The organism is Streptomyces sp. NPDC002776 (assembly GCF_053592195.1).
Window position 1 is genome coordinate 256612 of record NZ_JBSFVG010000007.1, and the last position, 22709, is coordinate 279320.

Genomic DNA, 22709 nt, shown 5'->3' on the forward strand with positions numbered 1-22709 from the left:
CTCCCTCGGTGGTGGTCAGGTCCGGGTCGCCGCGCGGCGTACGCGGCGGAGCAGCGCGTCGAGCTCGGTGAGGCGCAGGGGACGGGCGAGCAGGGCGAAGACGAGCACGACGACGGCCGCGCCGGCACCCGTGGAGACCACCGCTCCCGCCGGTGCGGTTCCCGTTGCGGTGAGATGACCCAGCGCGGTGGCGGGGAAGCCGGCCAGCAGCAGCCGGGCGTGAGCGCCGACGGGGGCCGAGCGCAGCGGCCGTTCGACGGCGAGCCGGCGGCTCAGCACCCGGGCGGTCAGCGCCCAGCCCGCGCACAGGGCCAGGGAGTACGCCGCCGCCATGCCGGTCACGGCCCAGCGCGCCGGCAGCAGGTGGGCGGCGGTCAGGGACAGTCCCGCGTTGAGGGTGACGATGACCAGGTTGAGCAGGAACGGCGTACGGGTGTCGGAGAGCGCGTAGAAGGCGCGGGACAGGACGTACTGGCCCGACAGCGCGACCAGTCCCGGTGCGAACGCCATCAGGATCCCGGCCATGGCGGCCGTGTCGGAGGCGCTGGTCCTGCCGTAGCCGAAGACCAAAGCCATCACCGGCTGGGCGAGAGCGAGCAGCGCGCAGGCGGCGGGTACGACGGCGGCGGCACTCACGCGCAGGGCGTGGGAGACGTCGCGTCGTACGGCGGGGAGGTCCCCGTCGGTGGCGGCCGCGCTCATCCGGGGCATCAGCGCGGTCACCACGGAAACGGTGATGATGCCGTGCGGGACGACCCACAGCGCATAGGCGTTGTTGTACGCGCCGTACCCGGGACCGCCGTCCTGGCCCGCGGACGTGGCCAGCCGGGTGGTGACCCAGTAGGCGGCCTGGTTGGCCAGGACGAGCAGCACCAGCCAGCCGGCCGCGCGCAGCGGGCGGGTCAGCCCGCTGCCGCGCCAGTCGAAGCGGGGCCGCCAGCGGAAGCGGGCCGCACGCAGGGCGGGCACCAGGGCGAGGGCCTGGACGGCGATACCGGCGGTCGTGCCCCAGCCGAGCACGGCCGCCTCGGACGCGGTGAGGGTGTCCCCGCCGCCCATGGCCAGGGCGAGGTACAGCCCGAAGACGGTCATGACGACGACGTTGTTCAGCACCGGCGCCCACATCATGGCGCCGAACCGGCCCCGCGCGTTGAGCACCTGCCCGAGCAGCGTGAACAGACCGAGGAAGAAGATCTGCGGCAGGCAGTAGCGGGCGAGCGCGGTGGTCATGGCCGCCTGCTCACCGGTGTAGTCGGTGTACACGTCGATGATGGCGGGGGCCGCCCACACCGCGGTCGCGGTGATCGCCAGCAGGGCGGCCACGCACACCGTGACGAGCCGGTCGGTGTACGCGGCACCCCCGTCGGCGTGTTCCTTCGCCGCCTTGACCAGCTCCGGCACGAAGACGGCGTTCAACGCGCCGCCGAGGAGCAGCATGTAGACGATGGTGGGCAGCGCGTTGCCGACCGCGTAACCGTCGGGGACCGGCCCGATGGTGCCCAGCGCCGCGGCGACCACGGCGGACCGGGCGAAACCGGTGGCCCGGGAGACGACGGATCCGGCGGCCATGACAGCGCTGCCGCGCGCGGCGGAGGCAGCCTTCGCAGCCGGTACGTCCGCGGCCTGCGTACCGGTCGGCGTGGGCTGCCTCATCGGCGGTTCAGGTACGCCTGGAAGGCGCGGTAAAGCGTGTGGTTGGCGCTGCCGCTCAAGGGTGTCTCCCATTCCCCCAACGTCTCGACGACCCGTCCTCCGGTGCCGAGCTTCCACCGCAGCAGTCCGTACGCACGTTCCCCGGGATCGAGAGTGGAGGGTACCCCGCGCATGTCGTAGACGTAGGCGCCGAGGGCGAGGGCGTCCTGCAGCATCCGCCATTGCAGGGCGTTGGAGGGCCGGACCTCGCGCCGGTGGTCGGCGGAGGCGCCGGTCTGGTACCAGGCCCGTCGGCCCACCGTGATCAGCGTGTGCGCGGCGAGGATCTCGCCCCGGTGCCGGGCGAGGTACAGCTTCATCCGGCCCGGCTCCTCGGCGTTGAGCGCCGCGTACTGGCGCTCGTAGTAGGCGAGCGAGCGGCCGAGCCGGAATCCGTCGCGGCGCTCGGTGATGCCCAGCAGCCGGTAGAACTCGGGGAGTTCCGCCGCACTGCCCACCACCACCTCCACGCCCTCCTTCTGCGCTCGGCGGACATTGCGCCGCCACTCCTGGTTGAGCCCGGACCACAGGTCCTCGGGGGTGCGTCCGGCGAGCGGCACATGGAAGACGTGCCGCGGCTGGGCATCCCCGTCCTGTCCGGTGTCACCACCGCAGCGCCGCCAGCCGCGGGCCCGCAGCCGTTCGGCCACGGCGGTACCGAGCGGGTCGACCTCACTGGCGAGGACGTCACCGAGGCGTCGGCCCGGCCCGGTCAGCGGCTTGAGCAGGGCGGCGTCCCAGCGCCGGTAGGCGGGCGACGGCCCGATGCGTACGGCGAAGACGCCCGCGCGGCGCAGGTGTTCCAGCAGCGGACCGAGCCAGCCGTCGACGTCGGGGTCGCTCCAGTCGGCCACGGGCCCTTCGGGGAGGTAGGCGAAGTACTTGCGGGTGCCGGGGAACTGCCGCAGCAGCACCAGGGCCACGCCCGCCAGCTGCCCCGCCTCCGGATCCGGTCCCCAGCCGAGCAGTTGGGCGCGCCAGCCCTCCTTGACCTCGGCCCAGGACGGGCATTGCAGGAAACCGGCGCCGAGGGCCGCGCCGTCGGGGGACGCGAGGAAGGCGCGGTAGGTCTGCGCGGTGATGGGGCGCAGGGCGAAGCCCTGGGGGTGTGCCCGGGACGAGCGGCTGGGCGGAACGAGCAGCGCTGACACAGTGTGAGCCTCTCCTTCTCCCCGGCCCTGTCGCGGGGACACACAGGAGGCTCACAGCGGCCCATGACCGCTCCGTCCGGCGAATGTGACCGGACGATGACCGTTCCGCACCAGTCGCCGTCACCTTGCTCCACCGCCGCTGAGCTCGGGTTTCACGGCTCTACAGTCACGACATCGCCGCATCTCCCACCCGTGAACGTCCTTCTTCGGAGGTCCCGTTGTCGCGCACCCGTGCCCGCACTCACGCCCGCGTCCGAGCCGCCACCGCGGCCGCCCTGCTGGCAGCCCTCACCGCCTGCTCGTCGAACGGCTCCGGTGACTCCCAGGACGGCGAGGCACCGCCGGCCACCGACGACCGCCCGGTCACGGTCGCCGTCACACCCAAGGGAAAGCAGGTCGCGGCGGGCGAGCCCGTGCGCGTCACCGCCACCGGCGGCAGACTCACCTCGGTGAGTGTCACCGACGACGAGGGCCACCGGCTCACCGGCAAGGTCGCCGCCGACGGCCGGTCGTGGGTCTCCGACCGCAAGGCCGTACCCGGCGCGGCATACACCGTGACGGCGGTGACCCGCACCGCCGCCGGAACCGCCAAGAGCACCAAGGCCGCCTTCACCACCGCGCCGGCGGACAAGGTCAACAAGGTCGACTGGCGGCCGGGCACCGGCGCCACAGTGGGCGTCGCCCAACCGATCTCCCTGGTCTTCGACCATCCGGTCAAGAACCGCGCCGAGGTCGAGAAACACCTGAGGATCACCACCTCGAACAACACCGAGGGGTCCTGGGGCTGGATACGCGACTGGTCGGGCCGGGACCGGGTGGACTGGCGGCCCAGGACGTACTGGAAGCCCGGCACCGAGGTCACCCTGAAGGCCGAGCTGAACGGCACCGACTCGGGCACGGACGGCGGCTGGTTCGTACGCGACTACACGACCAGGTTCACCATCGGCGCCCAGCAGATCGTCGAGGTCGATCTCGACCGTCACCAGCTCTCCCTCGTGCGCGACGGCGAGACGGTGCGACGCATCCCGGTGTCCGGCGGCACACCCGGAGGCGACAAGCGTTCCTGGCGCGGAACCGCCGTGCTCATGGCCAAGGAGGGCACGATCAACATGAACTCCGAGACCGTGGGCCTGGGCGACGCCTACGACAAGATGGTCGACTACTCGATGCGCCTCACCTGGTCGGGCATGTACGCCCACGCCGCCCCGTGGAACGCCCGCTACTTCGGCAACAGCAACCAGAGTTCCGGCTGCATAGGCATGAGCGACGCGAACGCGGCCTGGTTCTACGGTCAGGTGCGCCCGGGTGACCCCTTCGAGATCACCGGCAAGGACACCAAGGGCGTGGTCGACCCCGGGAACGGGTTCGGCGCGTGGAACCTGTCGTGGACCCAGTGGCAGCAGAAGAGCGCGCTGCGCTGAATCCGGCCACAGCGTCACCGCGCCGGACACATCCCCGTCCCAGGTGGCTGCCTGGAGCCCCGCACTCGCACCGCGCCGCATCCCGGGCCGCTGCCTGACCAGCGCCCGGTGCCTGCGGCTCTACCGCTCAGGACGACTGGGGCGCGGTCTCCTCGTCGGCCGCGGCGGAGTCCGCCGCCTCGGGGGTGGTGTAGAAGACGGAACTGCCCTGCTTGGTGCGCTGCGCGCGGTTCTTGGCGACGAGGCCCTCGAGCGTGGTGCGCACGACGGTCGTCTTGATGCCCCGCTCCGGGTACTGCTGGGCCAGTGCGGTGCTGATTTCCGCGGCTGAACGGGGTTCGCGCTGGTCGGCGAGGTGGCCGTGGACGAGGTCGACGAGCGTGGGGGACGCGGAGGCAGCGGCCGGTGCCTTCTCGGCGGTCTTCTCGGCGGTCTTCTTGACGGTGCGCTTGCGGCTCGCGGCAGGCTTCTTGCCCTTTGCCTGCTTGGTCGCCTGCTTGGTCGCCGTGGATGCGGCGGCCGGCTTCTTGCGGGCGGCGGGTACCTTCGCGACGGCCTCCGGAGCGGGTTCCGCGGTGACACCGAGGGCCTGCTGGATGCTGACGAGGACCGCCTGGTCGTGCCGCAGGGCCGCCAACTGCGCCTGGAGCGCGGCGATTTCGTCGTTGAGACGCTCCTGCTCCTTGAGGTTCCGCTCGAGGTCGCCGACTACTTGGGCGCTGTACTGCGAGGTCAACTCGGTGTTCGGAGCGGTGGTTTCGGACATGTTGCTCACGCCCTTCCTGGTTGCCGCCGTCAACAGTCATCCGTCGGCGGCGTATGCGATGCCTAATGTGGGTGCTGTTCGGGCTGGTACTGCGCGCTCGGTGAAAGTTACTGCCGCACAGTCGTGTCGTAGTGATACTACGGAAAAGGGCCGCGATGTTCTCTGCTGTGTGGCTGAGATACAGCAGCGAGAACAGACTTACGGTGTTGTGCCCCTGCTTCACTTCCCGGCGGGGACGGTTGGCGAGGGCAGTGTCCGGCCCAGGCGGGCCAGGGGGGACAGGGTCACCAGCACTGGTGACAACAGCATGCCCGAGGCTGTCACCAGCAGGCTCGTGCGTGTCCCCCATGCCTCCGCGAGAAGGCCGCCGAGCAGCGAGCCCAGTGGAGTCAGTCCCATGCCGACGAAGGTGATGGTCGCGGCCACGCGGCCTTGCACGCCGTCAGGAGTGACTGTCTGCCGGACGGCCATGACCGTGACATTGACCAGCTGGCTGAAGGTCCCGAAGACGAAGTTGACGGCAAGGAGCGCGGGAACTGTCACCGCGGAGGAGCCGCCCAGCGCGGGCACGAGCAGGAACACGCCGTCGCCGATCGCCGCCGCGGACACCAGCACGGTGCCGTATCCGAAGCGGTTCGGCAGGCGGGCCGCCAGCAGCGAACCCAGGAGCGCACCCGGCCCGGTCGCCGCCAGCGCCAGGCCGACGGCGGTGCCCGACAGGTGCAGGTCCCGCGGCAGGAACAGCAGATATACGGTCATCACCGCCGCGAAGGAGAACTGGAAGGCGGCCGATGCGAGGCACACCGTCCGCAGCCAGGTGTCACCGGTGACGAAGCGCAGGCCCTCATGGATGCGCCGCCAGACCCGATGAGGACGTGCCGAGCTCTCCGGGACGGATCCACGGCGAGCGATCCGCCGGATCGACAGGAACGACAGCGCGAAGAACACCGCGCCGGAGGCGGCGGCGACCGGCGCCGACAGTGCGGACACCAACGTACCGCCGAGGGCGGGACCGCCGATCTGTGCGGCGGACCGGCTGCCCTCCAGTGCGCTGTTGCCCCGTACCAACTGATCCCGTTCCACCAGCCGCACCAGCGACGCCTGGTAGGCCACGTCGAAGAACACGGACAGTGCCCCGACGGTGAAGGCGACCACCAACAGCGCCGGCAGCCCGAGACAGCCCAGGAGGCCGGCGACGGCCGCGGCGCCGAGTGCCAGGGCCCGACCGGCGTCCGTCAGCACCATCAGCGTGCGGGTGCGCCACCTGTCCACCCACGCACCGGCGAACAGCGACAGCAGCAGGATCGGCGCCTGCCCCACCGCGCGCAGGGCGCCCAACTGGCCGGGATCGGCCTGGAGCGTCAGGACGGCGAAGAGCGGCAGCACCACCAGAGTGGTGTGTTCGCCCAGTTGGGAGGCCGTCTGACCCACCCATAGCCTGCGGAAGTCACTGTCCCGCCACAAGCTTCTACAACCGTGCGGACCGCAATCGGATCCAGCGGAGGCAGAGGACGGCACAGGGACCCCTCGGATGACCGAAGACGAGAGCCACCACCACGTTCAGGTAATCACTCGCCGCAGGCACACTAACTCCGCCTCGCAGGGTCACGAAAGGCAATTACGGACGGGCAGCCCCGGCCCCTGCCCCTGCCTCCGTCTTGCGGGCGAGCAGGTGCACTTCCTTGAACTGCCGCCGGTCAGTGGGCTGCGGCTCACGGACCATCCGCGCCACCTCGGCCAGACCCGCCGTGCGCAACATCGCGGCGAGGTGATCCGGCCACCACCGATAGGCCGGCGCGACCGCGTGGTCGAAGACCTGCGACGGCTGAGCGGGACCGTCGCTGGCCGAGAAGCCGACCAGCAGGTGGCCGCCAGGTGCCAGCACGCGACGGAACTCCGCCAGGATGGCAGGGAGCTCCGGCGGCGGCGTATGGATGAGTGACCACCGTGACAGGACGCCCGCCAGCGTGCCGTCAGCGAGGTCCAAGGCGGCCATCGAACCCACGTCGAACCGCAGCCCCGGGTACGCCTGCCGAGCTGACGCGATCATCGCAGGCGAGGCATCGACACCGAACACCTCCAGCCCCAGCTGATCCAGGTGAGCGGTGACATGGCCGGGCCCACACCCCAGGTCCCCGACCTGACCACCACCACTCGCCCGCACGGCCTCGGCGAAAGCACTCAACATGGCCCGGTCCAAGGGACGGTCCCGCAACTCGTCCCGGAACATCTGCGCGTACACGGAGGCAGCGGCGTCGTAGGCATCACGGGTGACGCTGAGGGCGTCAGGTTCGCCACGCGCAGCCTGTGGCCGGGAGAGGACGAGCCTGCGCTGCTCCTGGTCGCTCTCCGCGATGACGACCGTGATCTTGTCACCGACTTGGGTGACTTCCTCCTTGGTGACGTGCCCCTCCAGCGACTGTCTCACCGAGGCGTCATCGGTGAAGGTGCGGAAGGGGTCGGGCTGTGTGGCACGCAGGGACAGCCTGGCCTCTCCCTTGCTTGTGTCGAAGTGAAGGAACTCGCAGGAAACACGCTGTCCCACCCGCACGACGTCCGAAGCCGCTTCGAATTGCCGCCAGGACAATTCGGGGATCGTGAGGAATCCGACGCCGGGGTAGACCGGATGAGCGGGGCCGTCGTCCAAGGCCACGAACACCCCGAACCGCTCGATCGACGCGACGCTTCCCGACAGCACGTCACCGACGCGGAGGGCTTTGAGGAACGCCCAGAGCTCGGGGTTCTCCGTGGCGGCCATGGACAGCCGGACCTGGCCCCGGTCCGGGTCGACGGCGGTCACCTCGGCGGTGATCCGCTGGCCGACCTCCACGGCCAGGGACGGGCTCTGGCGCCAGGACAGGTCCAGCGGCCCGACGAACCCCAGCGGACGTGCGGCGAATCCGTCCAGGATCACCGACACCCCGCGAGCCACCTCCGCCACGGTTCCCCCGCACAGGTCACCGACCTGCAGCTCAGCCAGAAACGTGCGGGCACCTTCATGGTCCGACACTCCACCCATGGCGCCGACCCTCTCATGAGCGGTCGTGTGCCCGCCCGGGCGGACTCGCTGCCCCGGGCGGGTGGATCAGCCGGTGTCGGGTGCGGAGCTGTCGGGTACCGCGTGGCCGGCGCGGCGGCGGTACTCGGCGTTGATGCGCTGTGCCTCCTCGAGCTGGTCCTCAAGGATGACGATGCGGCAGGCCGCCTCGATCGGGGTGCCCCGGTCGACGAGCTCGCGGGCGCGCGCCGCGACCCGTAGCTGGTAGCGGGAGTACCGGCGGTGCCCGCCCTCCGAGCGGAGCGGCGTGATCAGACGAGCCTCGCCGATGGCTCGGAGGAAGGCCGGGGTGGTGCCGAGCATCTCGGCGGCCCGTCCCATCGTGTAGGCGGGGTAGTCGTCGTCGTCCAGACGACCACTGAGGGGGGTATCCGCTGTCATGTCACCTCGTTGAGCAGCAATGCGTCGAGGGGCCCTGGTGCCGTACGGCACCAGGGCCCCGAAGGAAATTCAACACCATCTGTCGGCCCTCATGCTCTGCCGACCTTCTGTTTCCGCTACCAGCCCTGCTCAGAGGGGTGCGGGGATCGCGGCTGCGTGACCGGGGACCACCTTCCAATCCGGGGTCTTGCGGTACCCGGCCCAGTACTGCTCCGGCCGGGCGATCCTGATGGCGTCTACTCCTCCGTCCTTCTCTCGAGCTTCGCTTGACCGTTTCTATGAGACATAGCCTAGCCACGCCGCAGCTCAATGTCTACTCTGACAAAAGTAGATTTTGGTTCTCGGAGGGATCAGATCCCGGGACAGAAGTGAGGGCCCCGCCGACATACGCCGGCGGGGCCCTCACTGGGTCTGAGCTATGGAGCGGTCAGGTCACGCGGTTGCCGGGTGATACGGCCCCGGGGCGACGTCCCTCAGGCGGATCCGGTCCGTGTACGTGGAGCTGCCACGGTGGACGGCGAGTTCGGCCCGGGTGATCGAGCCCGTCAACTGGTCGTCCCCGTCGCACAGCAGGAGGTACTCGACCCCGGCCCCGGTCAGGAGGGACAGGGCGACCTCGACGGTCATGTCGTCCCGGACCCGCGGTCCGGACGCGTCCAGGCCGTCGACCATGGTCGCAAGAGTGGGGTCGTGCACCGCTGTCAAAGCTGTCTCCTCGCAGATGGGTGAGCCCAAGATCAATGCCGTCAAGCCGTCAAACCTTCAGGCCGTCGCGTCGAAGGCGGGCCGCTGCGGCCTGCGCCGTGCCGGTCGTGCGGTGGCGCGCCCCTGAGCGGGGCGCTCGTAGCGGCCTCGGGACGAGGGAGCCCCGGAAGCCCCCGCACGGCGGGGGCGGGTCACGGCCGGCGCGGCGATGACGACGGGGACACCGGAAGGGGCCTGGGCGCCGGTGATGCGGCTCAGCTCCTCCTCACCCGAACGCACCGCGGTGATCCGGGGTGCGATGCCCGCCGAGGTCATCAGCCGGGTCATGCCGCGGCGCTGGCCGGGGGTGACGAGGGTGACGACGCTGCCGGACGCCCCGGCGCGGGCGGTACGGCCGCCGCGGTGCAGGTAGTCCTTGTGGTCGGCCGGCGGATCCACGTTGACGACCAGGTCGAGGTTGTCGACGTGGATGCCGCGGGCCGCGACGTTGGTCGCCACCAGCACCGTCACCTGGCCGGTCTTGAACTGGGCGAGGGTCCGGGTGCGCTGGGGCTGTGACTTGCCGCCGTGCAGGGCCGCGGCGCGGACACCGTTGGTCAGCAGGTGCTGGGTGAGCCGGTCCACGGCGTGCTTGGTGTCCAGGAACATGATCACCCGGCCGTCGCGTGCCGCGATCTCGGTGGTGGTCCGGTGCTTGTCCGCCTCGTGCACATGGAGCACGTGGTGCTCCATCGTGGTGACCGCTCCGGCCGACGGGTCGACGGAGTGGACGACCGGATCCGTCAGGTAGCGGCGGACGAGCAGGTCGACGTTGCGGTCGAGGGTGGCGGAGAACAGCATGCGCTGGCCTTCGGGGCGGACCTGGTCGAGCAGGGCGGTGACCTGCGGCATGAAGCCCATGTCGGCCATCTGGTCGGCCTCGTCGAGGACGGTGATGTCGACGTCGTCCAGTCGGCAGTGGCCCCGGTCGATGAGGTCCTTGAGCCGCCCCGGTGTCGCGACGACCACCTCGGCCCCGGTGCGCAGCGCACCGGCCTGCTTGCCGATCGACATGCCGCCGACCACGGTGGCCATTCGCAGCTTCACGGAGCGGGCGTACGGCGTGAGCGCGTCGGTGACCTGCTGGGCGAGCTCGCGGGTGGGTACGAGAATCAGGGTCAGCGGCTGCCGCGGCGCGGCGCTCCGGCCCGCCGTACGGGCCAGCACCGCCAGGCCGAAGGCGAGGGTCTTGCCCGAACCGGTGCGGCCACGGCCCAGTACGTCACGGCCGGCCAGCGAGTTCGGCAGAGTGGCCGCCTGGATCGGGAACGGCTCGGTCACGCCCTGACGGCCGAGCGTGGCCAGCAGCGGCGAGGGAAGAGCGAGCTCGGTGAACGCCTCGACAGCGGGCAGCGGGGGCGTCGTCGTCACCGGCAGCGCGAACTCGCCCTGCGGGGCGGTCGGCCGGCGGCTCGAGCCCTGGTAACGCCGCGGAGCTGCCGAGCGCTGGGCCGGGGCACCCCCGGAGCGGTCGTAGGTGCGGGGCGTGCGGGTAGTGCGTGCGCGGTTCAAGCGGAACCTTCCTCGATGTGGGTGCGTAGGCACGTAGCAAGGAATTTTCCGCAGCAAGATGAACGGCGCAGAGAATCGCGAGAACGGGCCGGTGATGAGGGGCGCCGAGTCGGATCGACGGGGAATGCGTCACCGAAAGGTGAAGCGGTGGGGTCTCCCGTCACGCGCCCTGGAATGCAGCGAGCTGGGGCCCGCACCCCAAGGTGCGGGCCCCAGCTGCGAAGTATGCGTTGCTGCCGTGTCAGGCGGGAACGATGTTCTCGGCCGTCGGGCCCTTCTGGCCCTGGGCGATGTCGAAGGACACCTTCTGGCCTTCGAGCAGCTCACGGAAGCCCTGGGTGGCGATGTTCGAGTAGTGGGCGAAGACGTCGGCGCCGCCGCCGTCCTGCTCGATGAAGCCGAAGCCCTTTTCCGCGTTGAACCACTTCACGGTGCCAGTAGCCATGTTAATTCTCCTTCGGAGACGATGTTCGAAATTCACCCTGTGTGAATTTCGTGTCGCCCGTGCTGATTACCCCGTAGGAAAATGAACCTTCTGGCAACCACACCTGCAACTGACGACGACATTAGCACGGGGTGATCGTCCCCGCACGGCCCTCGATTTCGTCCCGGTGGGGAGGTCGGGGAATACTCGCGGTGCGCCGCAGTTATTTCTTATGTGGCGACGACAGATATTGATTCACGCGGGCGTAGAGTTCCTGCCGGTTCTTCCGGCCGCAGCGCGGTGACCTCCTGCGATGCGCCGGGGGCCGCCGTTCTCGTCCGTGCCGGGCGGGTCAACGGCGACGCCCTGAATACCCCCGTGGGGACGAAGGTCACATCCCTGCGCGGTCGGCGTGGCCAGGGGTCCACGTGATGTGCGGGGGTTCGACTCGGGCGCACACGGGCCCGCCTTGCGCGTCGGTCAAACCGAGGTGTCCGACCAGCAGCCCGTCGCGCACGGCGGCGGTGAGTATGTCGGCGGGTATGACGTCGAGCATGAGCTTGGCGCGGCGGAACATCGAGAGGGTGCCCGACTCGTCGGCCGTGCACCACGACAGGTAGATGAACCGTCGGCCCAGCCGGTTCTGCACGTAGGGGCCCGCGATCTCGGTGCCGGTCGGCGAGGCGCTGGTGGTGCACTCCAGGGTCCAGGTGGCGGACGGGGCGTCGCCGGGCTGGGGGTCGAGGAGTTCGGCGGGACGGTCACGGCGTTGCACCGCGACGTGGAGACCGGCGTAGGCGGGCACTTTGCCGTCAGGACGGGCGGGGCGGGTGAGACCGGGCAGGTCGACGGCGTCGATGCGGATGCGCATGGCGGCCATCATCCACCCATGCCGATCCAGCGGTGACAGGCGTCCAGGTCGACGTTGCTGCCACACACGACGGTGACGACGTGGCGGCCGGCGAAGCGGTCGCGGTCTTCGAGGATCGCGGCGATGCCGAGCGCCGCCGAGGGTTCGACGACGAGGCCGGCATGGGTGAGGAGCATCCGCATTCCGGCGATGATCGACGCCTCCTGGACCAGTACGGCGTCGTCGGCGACCAGGAGGAGGTCGTCCAGGACGGCCGGGATGGGGTGGCGGCCCGCGACGCCGTCGGCGATGGTGTCGGCCGAGTCGGTGGTGACGACCCGGCGCTGGTGCCACGAGCGGGTCAGCGCCGGTGCGCCGAGCGGCTGGACGCAGATCACCTCGACGCCGGGTGCCAGGGCCTTCATGACGTGACCGATGCCGGTGGCCAGCGCTCCGCCGCCGAGGGCGATCAGGATCGCGTCGAAGGACGGGGTGCTGCCCACCAGTTCCAGGCCGATGGTCGCCGCACCCTCGCAGGTCTCCAGGTCCAGGCTGTCCTCGAGCAGGCGGATGCCGTCGTACCGAGCGATGGCCACCGCCCGCTCGCGGGCCGTCTCGTGGTCGCCGTCCACCAGCTCCAGCCGGGCGCCCAGCGCGCGGATGCGGTCGAGCTTGGCCGCGGTCGCGAAGCGGGAGGCCACCACGGTCACGTCGAGCCCCCGGCCGCGACCGGACCAGGCGAGGGCCTGGCCGAGGTTGCCCGCGCCGGCGCACACCACGGCCGCCGGGCCGTGCTCGGCGAGCAGGCTCGCGACCAGCTCGGTGCCGCGGGCCTTGAAGCTGCGGACCGGGTTCGCCGTTTCGAGCTTGATGCTCACCGGAACTGTGGGTCGATCACTCGGTGGGCTGCCCGGATCCGGGCGGTGTCAAGGCGCGTCTCCTGCACGGCACGCAAGCGTAACGCCGCCGGCTCCGACCCTACGCAGGTGTCGCGGTCACACCGTCCGCGAGGTGCGGCCGGTGACGTCGGCCCAGTGGAGGGTGCGGTCGCACCAGCGGTTCAGGAGCACCTGGTCGTGGCCGACGGCGAGCAGACCGGCGCCGGTGGTGGTCCGGTACTCCTCGACGGCTGTCACGAGCGCGGCGGTGGTGGACGCGTCGAGCATCGCGGTCATCTCGTCGCAGATCAGCCAGCGGGGGCGGAGGACCAGGGCGCGCGCCAGACAGGCGCGTTGGAGCTGGCCGTCACTGACCTCGTGGGGGCGGCGGCGCAGGAGGTCGGGGGTGAGGCCGACGGTCGACGCCAACTCGGCCACCCGGTCCGGGACTTCGTGACGCGAGCCGCCTGCGCGCAGGGGCTCGGCGATGAGGTCGGTGAGCGACAGCCGGGGATCGGCGGACAGGCGGGGCTGCTGGAAGACGACGCCGATGGCGGTGCGCTGGGCGCGCGGGGCGCGGTGGCGCCAGCGTCGTACGGGTTCGCCGTCGAGCGTCACGGTGCCGGTGTCGGGGCGGTGCAGCAGCGCCGCGACCCGGGCGAGGGTGGACTTGCCGCAGCCGCTGGGGCCGAGGAGACCGACGGCCTCGCCGGGGGCGACGGACACGGCGGCACCGCGGACGACGGGGGCCTTCCTGTCGTATCCGGCGGTGATGTCGTGCAGGTCAAGCACGGAGGTCCTCCCGTACGCGCGGGTGGTGGCAGGCGATGCCGTCGGTGGTCCGGGGGAGCGCGGCGCAGGCGTCCGTGGCCCGCTCGCAGCGGGGGGCGAAGGCGCAGCCGTCGGGGAGGTCGCCGAGTTCGGGCGGCAGGCCCGGGATCGGGGCGAAGGCGCGGTCGGGGAGGGCGTCGAGGAGGCCGCGACTGTAGGGGTGGCGAGGGCCCGGCGCCCCGAAGAACGCCTTCGCGTCGGCGAGTTCGACGATCCGGCCCGCGTACATCACGGCCACCCGGTCGGCGATGCGTTCGGCGGCGGCCAGGTCGTGGGTGATCATGAGCAGGGCGTGCCGGCCGGTGTCGACGTGACGGCGCAGTTCGGTCACGGTGTGGTCGACCAGGTCGCGGTCGAGGCCGGTGGTGGGTTCGTCGGCGAGGAGCAGGGGTGCGTCGCCGACGAGGGCGAGGGCGGTGGCGGCGCGCTGGGCGAGGCCGCCGGAGAGTTCGTGCGGATGGCGGTCGAGGTGGTCGGCGGGGAAGGCGGCGCGTTCGGCGGCCGCCTCGGCCGCGTGCCGTAGCGCGGCCCGCCCTCGGACCTCGGTCAGCGCGCCGACCGTCTCCTCCAGGTGGGACCGGACGGTGCGGACGGGGGTGAGGTGGGCGGCGGGGCTCTGCGGGACGAGCCCGATCAGGCGGCCCCGTACGGTGCGGGCGAGGGTGCGTTCGTCGGCGGCGAGGACGTCCAGGTCGCCGAGGCGGGCCTCGCCGGCGGCCTGCGCGTTGGCGGGCAGCAGCCCCAGCAGGGCCGAGGCGAGGACCGACTTGCCGCAGCCGCTCTCCCCGATCAGGGCCAGGCACTCGCCGGCGGCCACTTCGAAGTGGACGTCGGTGACGGCCGCGATCCGGCGGGCGCCGGGCATCAGGAAGCGTACGGACAGTCCGCGTACGGAGAGCACGGGAGGGCCGGCTGGGGGAGTCACAGCATCAGCTCCGATCGGCGCCGGGGGTTGATCCGCTCCCGCCAGGCTCCGGTGAGACCGGCGATGGCGAGGGTGGGCACGATGATGAACAGGCCGGGGAAGAGGGTGGGCCACCACTGCCCGGCGAGCAGGGAACCCTGGGCGCCCTGGATGAGGGTGCCGAGGCTGGCGGTGTGGGTGGGCAGGCCCAGGCCGAGGAAGGACAGCGCCGACTCGTGCCACATGGCGTGCGGCACCATGAGCACGGCGGCCAGCGCGGCCTGGGGCAGGACGCCGGGCAGCAGATGCCGTACCGCCACGCGTCGGCGGGAGGCGCCCCCGGAGACGGCGGCGTCGACGTACGGCCGCGAGCGCAGGGACAGCGTCTCCGCGCGCACGATCCGTGCGGTGGACAGCCAGTGGGTGAGCGCCACGGAGACCACCACCGGCCACACACCGGGCCGGAACATGGCCACGATGAAGATGCCCAGCAGCAGGTGGGGCACGGCGGAGACCGTGTCGACGAGCCGCATGAGACCCCGGTCGACCCAGCCGCCCAGCGCTCCGGCGGTCGCTCCGACGGCCGTGCCGAGCACGGTCGCCGCAAGCGCCGCCACCACCCCGACCAGCAGGGAGACGCGCAGTCCGTAGACGCAGCGCACCAGCAGGTCCCGGCCGAGGTCGTCGGTGCCGAAGGGGTGGGACCAGCTCGGCGGGAGCAGCTTCGCGGACAGATCGACGGCCTGCTGGTCGAGTTGGACCAGCGGCGGTACGAGGAGCACGGCGAGGACGGTCACGGCCACCACTGCGGCCGAGACACGTACGCGCACCGACCGGGTGGAACGGCGGTCGGCGCCGTAGGACCGCCAGGCCGTCGCTGGAGGCGATTCACATGTCACTGAACTTCACCCTCGGGTCGAACAGGCCGTAGAGCAGGTCGGCGAGGAGGTTGCCGAGGAGTACGGCGGCGGTGGCCAGCGTGGTGAGCGCGGCGAGGAGCGGGAAGTCGACGGCGGTGGCCGCCTCGACGGTCGCCGCCGCGATGCCGGGCCAGCTGAAGACGCTCTCCACCAGCAGGGCGCCGGTGATGAGTTCGGGGACCCTGGAGCCGACCAGGGTGAGGACCGGCAGCAGCCCGGAGCGCAGGGCGTGGCCGAGCAGCACGGTGCGTTCGCTCAACCCGCGTGCGCGGGCGCCCCGTACGGGATCCTCGGCGAGCGCGTCGCCCACGCCCTGGCGGACGTACAGGGTGAACCAGGGGAGTTGGGAGACGGCGAGCACCCCGGCCGGCAGCACGAGGTGGCTCGCGACCTGACCCGCTGTGACCTGCTCGCTCGCGGTGTCGGTCAGGCCGCCCGCCGGGAGCACTCCGAGTTGGAGGGCGAACAGCCAGACGGCGAGCAGGGCGAGCCAGAAGACGGGGGCCGCCTCCAGGGAGTACGCGACGGCGGTGATCGTCCGGTCGAGCAGCGAGCCGGGACGACGGGCCGCCAGGACGCCCAGCAGTGTGCCCGTCAGCACCGCCACCACGAACGCGGCCGCGCACAACAGCGAGGACCAGACGAGGCGTTCGCCGATCACCTGGGCCACCGGCTGCCGCATCACGCTGGACTGGCCGAGGTCGCCACCGAGCGCCGCGGTGAGCCAGTTCCACCAGCGGCTGGTGAACGGCTCGTCCACGCCCAGGTTCTGGCGCAGCCGCTCCAGTGTCTCCGTGTCGGCGCCGAGCGCCGCCGTGCCGGCGTACGCCTTGACCGGGTCGAAGGGGGAGGCGGCGGCGATCGCGAAGACACCGAAGGTGACCACGAGCAGGATCGGGGCGATGAACAGCAGCCGTCGCCCCGCCAGGCGTGCCATCGCTCCCCAGGGGAGTGCGGTCACTTCTTCGGCTGCCAGGCTTCGAGGTTCCACCAGGGGCCGCTGGCGAAGCCGTGCTCGTGCGGCTCGGTCTGCGTGGTCAGGCCCGCCCAGCGGTCGGCGAGGACGTAGACGTGGTCGATGTGGGTGAGGAAGGTGTAGCCGGGGTTCTTCACCAGCTCGCGCTGGAGGTCGGCGTAGGCGGCCTTCCGGGTCGACTCGTCCGAGCTGCGGCGGCCGGTGTCGAGCGCCTCGTCGACGACCGGGTCGTCGTAGCGGCCCATGTTGTTGAAGCCGTCGCCGGCGAGGGAGGAGTGCAGCAGCGTGTAGAGGCCGAAGTCGGGGTCGCCGTTGCTGCCGAACCCGGCCAGTACCGCGTCGTTCTTCATGCGAGGCTCGATGACCTCCCAGGTGGCGCTCTCCACCTTCACCTCGATGCCGGCCTTCTTGGCGTCGGAGGCGTAGGCGAGGGCGTGGTCCTGGCGGACCTTGTCGCCGGAGGGATACAGGAGGGTGAAGGAGGCCCGTCGGCCGTCCTTGGCGCGGACACCGCCCTCACCGGTCTTCCAGCCTGCCTCGTCGAGGATGCGTTGCGCCTTGGCGAGGTCGTGCTCGCGCTCGATGCCGGGGGCGAACCAGGGGTCGTCGACGGGCAGCGGCCCGTACGCGGGGCGGCCGGCGCCGTCCAGGATCGTGTCGACCATGGCGCGGCGGTCCACGGCCGCGTCCAGGGCCTGCCGGATCGCCCGGTCGCCGGTGACCTTGTTCTCCTGGGGGAGGGTGACCGCGCGGAAGTCGTAGGTCTTCGCCTCGTACGTCTTTCTGCCGCTGTCGTTCGCGAAGGTGGCGGCGAGGTTGGGCGGCAGGACGGCGCCGTCGAGGTCGCCGGAGCGCAGCCGGGTGGCGCGCACGTTGTCGTCCTCGATGATCGCCATGGTCACCTTCGTCACCTTCGGCGCACCGCCCCAGTAGTCGGGGTTGGCCTTGAAGGTGAGCTTCTCGCCCTTGCTCCAGGAGGCGAGCACGTAGGGGCCGGTGCCGACCGGCTTGCTGTTGAACGAGCCGGTGTTGGGGTCCTGCTCGGCGGCGATGTGCTCGGGGACGATGGGCAGCACGGTGCGCCCGGCGAAGGGGGCGTAGGGGTACTTGAGGTCGAAGACCACCTTGTCGTCGCCGTCCGCGCGGACCCGCTCGATGGCGTCCAGTTCGCTGCGGCTGGTGTTGTTGGTCTTCGCGTCGAGGATCGTCTCGTACGTGAAGACCACGTCGGCGGCGGTCAGGGGCTCGCCGTCGCTGAACTTCACGCCGTCGCGCAGGGTGTACGTGTAGGTGAGGCCGTCGTCGGCGACCTTGGGCAGCGCCTTGGCCAGGGCGGGCTTCAGCTGCAGGCCGGCGTCCCGGGCGAGGAGTCCGTCGAAGATCTTCGAGTTGCCGTCCTTGCCGTAGCCGAGCAGCGGGCTGAGCGTGTCCGGCTCGGAGGCCACGCCGATCACGACGGAGTCGGCCGTGTCGCCACCCGTGCTGCTGCCGGGGGCCGAGCAGGCGGCGACACCCGTGAGTATCGCCGCCGTGGCGGCGGCTGTCCGTATCCGTCGGACCGTCATGCGACCTCACACCCTTATCGAAGATCCAAAGCTGTTGCATATTAATTGCAATAAGGGGTGCGGTGTCACGCGGGGTGGGGGTGGCGAGAGGGGGGAAGGGAAGGCGCGGGGTTACGGGTCGCTCAGCGCAGGTCGAGCAGCATGACGTCGTGGAGGTCCGCACCGCCGCCTCCGGGCCGGCCCTCGCCGACCTTGCGGTATCCCCACGCGCGGTAGGCGGCCGACGCCGCCCGGCCCGCCGGGTGGACGTTCAGCAGCACCCGCTCGGCTCCGACGGTGGTGAGGAGGGCGGTGTGCAGACGTCGTGCGACGCCCTGTCCGCGCCACGGCTCGCGCACGGCGAGTTCCAGGAGACCGAAGGTGCGGTGTCCGTCCTCGCGCCGCAGGTCGTCGGGTACGGGCTCGGTCAGTTCGTCCCACCACACCGCGTCGGGCCCGAGCAGGTGGCCGTAGGCCATGCCGATCGGCTCGTCGTCCTCGGTGCGGGCCAGAGCGGCGCGAAACGTGGGGTTGCGGGTCTGCGCAGGGAAGCGGCGGAAGGCGGCGGCGACGTCGTCCGCGGTCTCGTGGTAAGGAGGCTCGGCGAACGCTTCGGCGTAGATCAGCCGGAACGCGTTCGCGGCCTCCCCGGCGGCCGTTCCGTCCAGGTGCGCTACGGCGATGGTCTGCCGCCGCGTCATGTGGCCTCCTCAAAGCCCGCTGACCTTGCCGCTCGCGGCGACCTCGTACACGAGGGTGACCGAGCGCCGTGCGCCGGGCGGCAAGGCGATGTCCCAGCGGACGATGCCCTCGTCATCGACCGCGTCCGGCGCGGGGGAACAGCCCTCCTTGCGGAGCCGTACCTCCACTGCCGAGACCTCGGAGACCGGCATCCGTTCCCGCAGCACGACGGTCCGATCGCCCTGCGCTCCCGGAGCGGAGAAGCGGGACAGGTGCAGGCGTACCGTGTGGGTGACCGTGGTCCGCTGGGTCATGGTGGCGGTGTCGCGGGACTCCTCCGCGTACCGCACCACCCGGTAGTCGTCGTGGCTGCCGAACGCGAGCTCGACGGGCCCGCCGGGAGCGGTGAAGTCGAGGGTGCCGCGCCCGCTGAACCCGCTGCCGCGCACCAGGTCCACGGGGCCGGCGAGCAGCGCGTGCCCGGAGGAGTTGTCGAACCGCACCACCTGGGTCACCAGCGGGGACAGTTCGGGGGCGCAGGCGTACTCACTGCGCGCGGGCGCCGCGACGGAGGAGAGCGGCACGCGGTGGGCGCGCCCGTCGGCCGGGACACAGACGGGTGCGGGGGAGCGCAGCACCCTGGTCTCGCCGCCGTCGTCCACGCCGGGCAGGCCGAGCACGGGGGCCGGGCCGAGGTCGGCGATCTCCTGCTCGCGCACCTCCACCTCGACCGTACGCCGCTCGGCGGGGGAGCGGTCGGTCAGCGTCAGCCGGTCCTCGACCAAGGTGGGTGGCTCGTTCGCCGCAGCGGAGCGGGCCGTCGACAGCGTGAGGGCCACGTCGGACCAGTCCTCGCCGGTGCGCTGCCACACCATGGCGTCCGTCTCCAGCGTCACGGTGTCCGCGTCGAGCACGGCCCGGTAGGCGGGGCGCCACAGCGCGCAGGGTACGAGGTGGGTCAGCCGCAGCCGCGCCGGCCCCGCCGCCGCGGACCGCACGGTCAGCTCGACATGGCCGAGCAGTTCGGCGGGCCCCTGCTCGGACAGATGGATGGCGTGCTCGGTCTCCTGGAGTTCGGTGGCGAGCACCGTCAGCCGGGCCTGCGCGGTGCGCAACTCCTCGCTGCGGACGTCGCGTTCGTCGTCCACGCGGTCGAGTTCCCGGCTCCAGCGCGTCGGGTCGGTCTCGCCGGTACCGGCTCCCTCCCCTATCTCGCGCAGGAGGTCGGCGGCGAGTCGGCCCAGCAGGTCGAGGCGGGTGCGCAGCCGGTCGGTGCGCTGCTCCAGCGTGCGGCGCTCCTCCTCCAGAGCGTGGACGCGCAGGCGCAGCACCGAGTCGTCGGTGGCGGGCAGCGGCCCGCGCGGCGTCCAGGCGCGGACGATGCGGGCGTCGAGGACGCCGGCCTCGTGGTCGGCGGTCAGCTCGGCGTGCAGGGTGCGGTCGACCGCGAGCGCGCTGACCGGCCCGAGCCGCAGCCGCTGCACGCCCGCGCGCAGGTCGAGGGCGAGGCTGCGTTCGACCTGGGCGCGGTCCTCCAGGCAGGTGACGGCGGTGACGGGCGCGGGGATCAGTTCCGGATCCGTGGGCATGGTGTGTGTCAGCTCCTGCGGTTGCCGCCGACCAGGGCCTTCGCGGCCGGGATACGGATTTCGTAGCCGCCGTGCAGCGCGACGGTGCCGCCGGGCGGCAGGTCGACACGCCACACGCGGGTGCCCGGGGCGTGGTGATCGGGCCCCGCGCCGTCGTCGGGCACCGTCCAGTCGGCCCGTTCGTCGATCCGCACATCCGGATCGGAGGTGACCGGCACCTGCTCGCGGACCTCGACGGAGACGGGCCGGGCGAGGCGGTTGGCCAGGTCCACCTGGACGCGGTGGTCGAGCACGGTGACGTTGTTGCGCAGGCCCGCCGTGGACTCGTCGAGGTGGGTGCGCCGGGTGACCTGGACACCCTCCGCGGGTCCGAGCCCCATCCGGCGGACGCCGCCCGGGGCGAGCGTGGGCAGCGCGGCGGTCAGCAGGAAGTCGTCGTCGACGGTGACCTCCACCGGGCCGGCCAGCAGCGCCTGGTCGGTGGCGTTGGAGAGGACGAGCGTCCCGTACACCCGCTGCTCCGCGGACGGCACGCACAGGTACTCGGTGCGCAGACCGACCGGGATCTCGCTGATGGTGACGGTGTGCCAGGTGCCGTCCGAGGGGATGTCCGCGCGGGCGACGGCGTCGTAGCGATGATCGAAGGAGCCCGCCGACTCGCGGGGCCGCACGGCGTGTCCGGGCAGCGGCAGCGAGGCCACCGCTTCGGCACGGCGGCGGTGTTCGGCGGCCACCGGGTCGAACGGCGCGTCGGGGAACAGCCGGCCCCTGCGCGCGGCGGGCTCGTCGGGGCCGCTGAGGTGGAGCGCGGCGTAGTCCAGTTCGTCGCCGCTCGGGCGTGGCGGACCGGTCACCGGCGCGGGGGGCGGCGGTGAGAGCGGGGCGATCGGGCCGCAGGGGGCCGGTGGCGGCGGGGGTCCTCCGGCGGCCGGTGCCATGGCGGCGAGAGCGGGGGCCGGTGCGCCGCCTGTTCGGGGGCGGGCGAGTGGCTGCGGCGGGGCCTGCCCGTAGGCAGTGGAGCGGTCGGGCGCGTCGGCCTGTGGCCTGCGGGCGCTGCCCGGTTCGCCGGGCCGTACGGGTGCTCCGCTGTATGCCGGGGGCGCGGGGAGGGGAGGCGGGACGGGGCCGCCGACGGAGATCGGGGGCGCAATCGTACGCGGTTGAGGGCGCGGGCCCGCCGAGTCGTACCCGGTGAACAGGTCGGCCAGGCCCGCCGGGGGCTCGCGCCAGCCGGACGGCGCGGGGACGGGCTGGCGGCGGCCGATGCGCAGCGAGCGCAGCTTCGGCAGGTCGGTGCGGCGCCGCAGATCGGCGGTGGCCAGGGCTATGCGCACCCCGGTCCAGTCCTCCCCGGTGCGCTGCGCGACCGAGGCACGCAGCACCAGGCTGCCGCTGTCGGCGCTCTGCCGGTAGGCCAGCCGGTACGCCGGGACCCAGACGGCGCCCGGCACACCGTACTCCAGCTCCAGTTCGACCTCACCCGGTCCGTCGAGGGTCAGGACGGCGCAGACCGTGGTCCGGACGTGGGCGGAGGGGGCGTCGGTGGAGGCCCGGGCCAAGCGGTCGGCGGCGACGGTGAGTTCGTGTCCGAGGCGGTCCAGCTCCGCCTCCAGTTCGGTGAGGCGGTGGTGCAGGGCCGTCAGCCGCTCGTCCACGAAGTCGGCGAGGGTCAGCCACGCCTCGGCGGGGGTGCGGCGGTGCGGGTCCTCACGCTTGCGCGGCGGCGGCACCGGACGCAGGTCCGTGACCTCCTTGATGCGCGCGAGCACCCGGTCGCGGCGCCCCTGCACCGCGCCGTGGGCGTCGCGCAGCCGCTCCACTTCCTGCCGCACCTCAGGGGAGGAGCCGGTGACGGACGGCTCGGCGTCCACCTCCACGCGCACCTCGGTGACCCGCACTCCGCTGTCGCCGAGCACCCGGGCGCGCAGGGACCCCGGGTCCATCGAGCGAGGCAGCCCCGTGACCCGCACCCGCCCGTCCGGCGGCACGGAACCCCGCGCCCGCCTGCTGCACATCGCGCCCTGCGCGTACACCACGACCGCGTCGAGGGCCGACGCCCACCGCGGTGTCTCCTCGGACTTCATACGTGCCGCCCCCGTCGTATCCGTGCCGCGCGAAGCCTAGCGCCCACGGCACTTCAGGTGCCGAGCGGTGGCCCGAACCGGCGTCCCGCTGGGGCGGACGGGCGGTCCGCGGAGTTCGTTCGAAGCCCCGGCACTGATCCGGTGGGCCGAGGTGTCGAAGAACAGCGGCACCGTCAGCGAGGGCGGCAAGCTCCTCGTCGGTCTGGCGCTCGCCGCTGCCCGTAAGGACGCCCCCGCATTCGGTGCCCGCATCAAAGCGGCGGCCGAGTCGGCGATCGCCCCGAGCTGAGCTGTTGATGAACC

The 22709-nt window shown here is 72.0% G+C and carries 19 protein-coding genes and 3 pseudogenes; 2 read left to right on the forward strand and 20 right to left on the reverse strand.

Features of this window, described 5'->3' with window-relative positions:
* Nucleotides 1-15: 15 nt before the first annotated feature.
* Entirely contained in the window at nt 16-1653 is a 1638-nt protein-coding gene (gene murJ / locus ACWD11_RS17235; protein ID WP_451283810.1) for a murein biosynthesis integral membrane protein MurJ, read from the reverse strand.
* Nucleotides 1650-2843 carry a lipid II:glycine glycyltransferase FemX gene (locus ACWD11_RS17240; RefSeq protein ID WP_451283812.1) on the reverse strand — a complete coding sequence of 398 codons (1194 nt, stop codon included), beginning with the start codon at nt 2841-2843 and terminating at the stop codon, nt 1650-1652. Before ACWD11_RS17240 ends, murJ begins: the two co-directional genes overlap by 4 nt.
* 218 nt (nt 2844-3061) lie before the next feature.
* On the opposite strand from ACWD11_RS17240, the gene ACWD11_RS17245 reads away from it, so the two are divergent.
* Nucleotides 3062-4264, forward strand: coding sequence for an Ig-like domain-containing protein (locus tag ACWD11_RS17245; protein WP_451283814.1), 1203 nt, complete (start codon nt 3062-3064; stop codon nt 4262-4264).
* A gap of 127 nt (nt 4265-4391) precedes the next feature.
* On the opposite strand, the gene ACWD11_RS17250 is transcribed toward ACWD11_RS17245, so the two are convergent.
* From ACWD11_RS17250 to ACWD11_RS17335, 18 genes and pseudogenes are all read right to left on the reverse strand, one after another.
* A complete protein-coding gene (locus ACWD11_RS17250; RefSeq protein WP_389417307.1) occupies nt 4392-5030 on the reverse strand; it encodes a hypothetical protein in 639 nt (212 codons plus the stop codon).
* Nucleotides 5031-5249: 219 nt separating this feature from the next.
* Nucleotides 5250-6548 carry an MFS transporter gene (locus ACWD11_RS17255; RefSeq protein ID WP_451283817.1) on the reverse strand — a complete coding sequence of 433 codons (1299 nt, stop codon included), beginning with the start codon at nt 6546-6548 and terminating at the stop codon, nt 5250-5252.
* A gap of 100 nt (nt 6549-6648) precedes the next feature.
* Nucleotides 6649-7272, reverse strand: a complete 624-nt coding sequence (locus ACWD11_RS17260; RefSeq protein WP_451283940.1) for a class I SAM-dependent methyltransferase — start codon at nt 7270-7272, stop codon at nt 6649-6651.
* Between the two features lie 243 nt (nt 7273-7515).
* A pseudogene (locus tag ACWD11_RS17265) lies at nt 7516-8049 on the reverse strand (S1 RNA-binding domain-containing protein); the annotation flags it as partial.
* Between the two features lie 66 nt (nt 8050-8115).
* The gene (locus tag ACWD11_RS17270; protein WP_389417308.1) at nt 8116-8469 is read right to left on the reverse strand and encodes a helix-turn-helix domain-containing protein; all 354 of its coding nucleotides are present in this window, start codon (nt 8467-8469) and stop codon (nt 8116-8118) included.
* A 432-nt stretch (nt 8470-8901) separates the two neighbouring features.
* Nucleotides 8902-9141 (reverse strand): CBS domain-containing protein, encoded by a 240-nt coding sequence (locus ACWD11_RS17275; protein ID WP_389417477.1) that lies wholly within the window; start codon nt 9139-9141, stop codon nt 8902-8904.
* A 90-nt stretch (nt 9142-9231) separates the two neighbouring features.
* Complete coding sequence (locus ACWD11_RS17280; RefSeq protein ID WP_389417309.1) at nt 9232-10725, reverse strand: DEAD/DEAH box helicase; 1494 nt, start codon at nt 10723-10725, stop codon at nt 9232-9234.
* Between the two features lie 241 nt (nt 10726-10966).
* Nucleotides 10967-11170, reverse strand: a complete 204-nt coding sequence (locus ACWD11_RS17285; protein ID WP_028799214.1) for a cold-shock protein — start codon at nt 11168-11170, stop codon at nt 10967-10969.
* Between the two features lie 370 nt (nt 11171-11540).
* The gene (locus tag ACWD11_RS17290) at nt 11541-12020 is read right to left on the reverse strand and encodes a DUF5990 family protein (RefSeq protein WP_451283819.1); all 480 of its coding nucleotides are present in this window, start codon (nt 12018-12020) and stop codon (nt 11541-11543) included.
* A gap of 8 nt (nt 12021-12028) precedes the next feature.
* Nucleotides 12029-12945 (reverse strand): annotated as a pseudogene (locus tag ACWD11_RS17295) (threonine ammonia-lyase).
* A gap of 49 nt (nt 12946-12994) precedes the next feature.
* Nucleotides 12995-13669, reverse strand: a complete 675-nt coding sequence (locus ACWD11_RS17300) for an ABC transporter ATP-binding protein (protein WP_451283821.1) — start codon at nt 13667-13669, stop codon at nt 12995-12997.
* Nucleotides 13662-14573 carry an ABC transporter ATP-binding protein gene (locus ACWD11_RS17305; RefSeq protein ID WP_451283942.1) on the reverse strand — a complete coding sequence of 304 codons (912 nt, stop codon included), beginning with the start codon at nt 14571-14573 and terminating at the stop codon, nt 13662-13664. The genes ACWD11_RS17300 and ACWD11_RS17305 overlap by 8 nt, the downstream gene beginning before the upstream one ends.
* 56 nt (nt 14574-14629) lie before the next feature.
* On the reverse strand, nt 14630-15511 hold the full coding sequence (locus ACWD11_RS17310) for an ABC transporter permease (protein ID WP_389417312.1): 882 nt from the start codon (nt 15509-15511) through the stop codon (nt 14630-14632).
* Nucleotides 15501-16469: an ABC transporter permease gene (locus tag ACWD11_RS17315; protein ID WP_389417313.1), complete on the reverse strand. Its 969-nt coding sequence runs from the start codon at nt 16467-16469 to the stop codon at nt 15501-15503. The genes ACWD11_RS17310 and ACWD11_RS17315 overlap by 11 nt, the downstream gene beginning before the upstream one ends.
* Before the next feature lie 20 nt (nt 16470-16489).
* Nucleotides 16490-18073: an ABC transporter substrate-binding protein gene (locus ACWD11_RS17320; RefSeq protein ID WP_451283824.1), complete on the reverse strand. Its 1584-nt coding sequence runs from the start codon at nt 18071-18073 to the stop codon at nt 16490-16492.
* A 122-nt stretch (nt 18074-18195) separates the two neighbouring features.
* On the reverse strand, nt 18196-18753 hold the full coding sequence (locus ACWD11_RS17325) for a GNAT family N-acetyltransferase (protein WP_389417315.1): 558 nt from the start codon (nt 18751-18753) through the stop codon (nt 18196-18198).
* A 9-nt stretch (nt 18754-18762) separates the two neighbouring features.
* Nucleotides 18763-20322, reverse strand: coding sequence for a mucoidy inhibitor MuiA family protein (locus ACWD11_RS17330; RefSeq protein ID WP_451283826.1), 1560 nt, complete (start codon nt 20320-20322; stop codon nt 18763-18765).
* Nucleotides 20323-20330: 8 nt separating this feature from the next.
* Nucleotides 20331-22406: a DUF4139 domain-containing protein gene (locus ACWD11_RS17335; RefSeq protein WP_451283828.1), complete on the reverse strand. Its 2076-nt coding sequence runs from the start codon at nt 22404-22406 to the stop codon at nt 20331-20333.
* Nucleotides 22407-22518: 112 nt separating this feature from the next.
* Here ACWD11_RS17335 and ACWD11_RS17340 point away from each other — a divergent pair.
* Nucleotides 22519-22695: pseudogene (locus ACWD11_RS17340) on the forward strand (SRPBCC family protein); the annotation flags it as partial.
* Nucleotides 22696-22709: the final 14 nt, after the last annotated feature.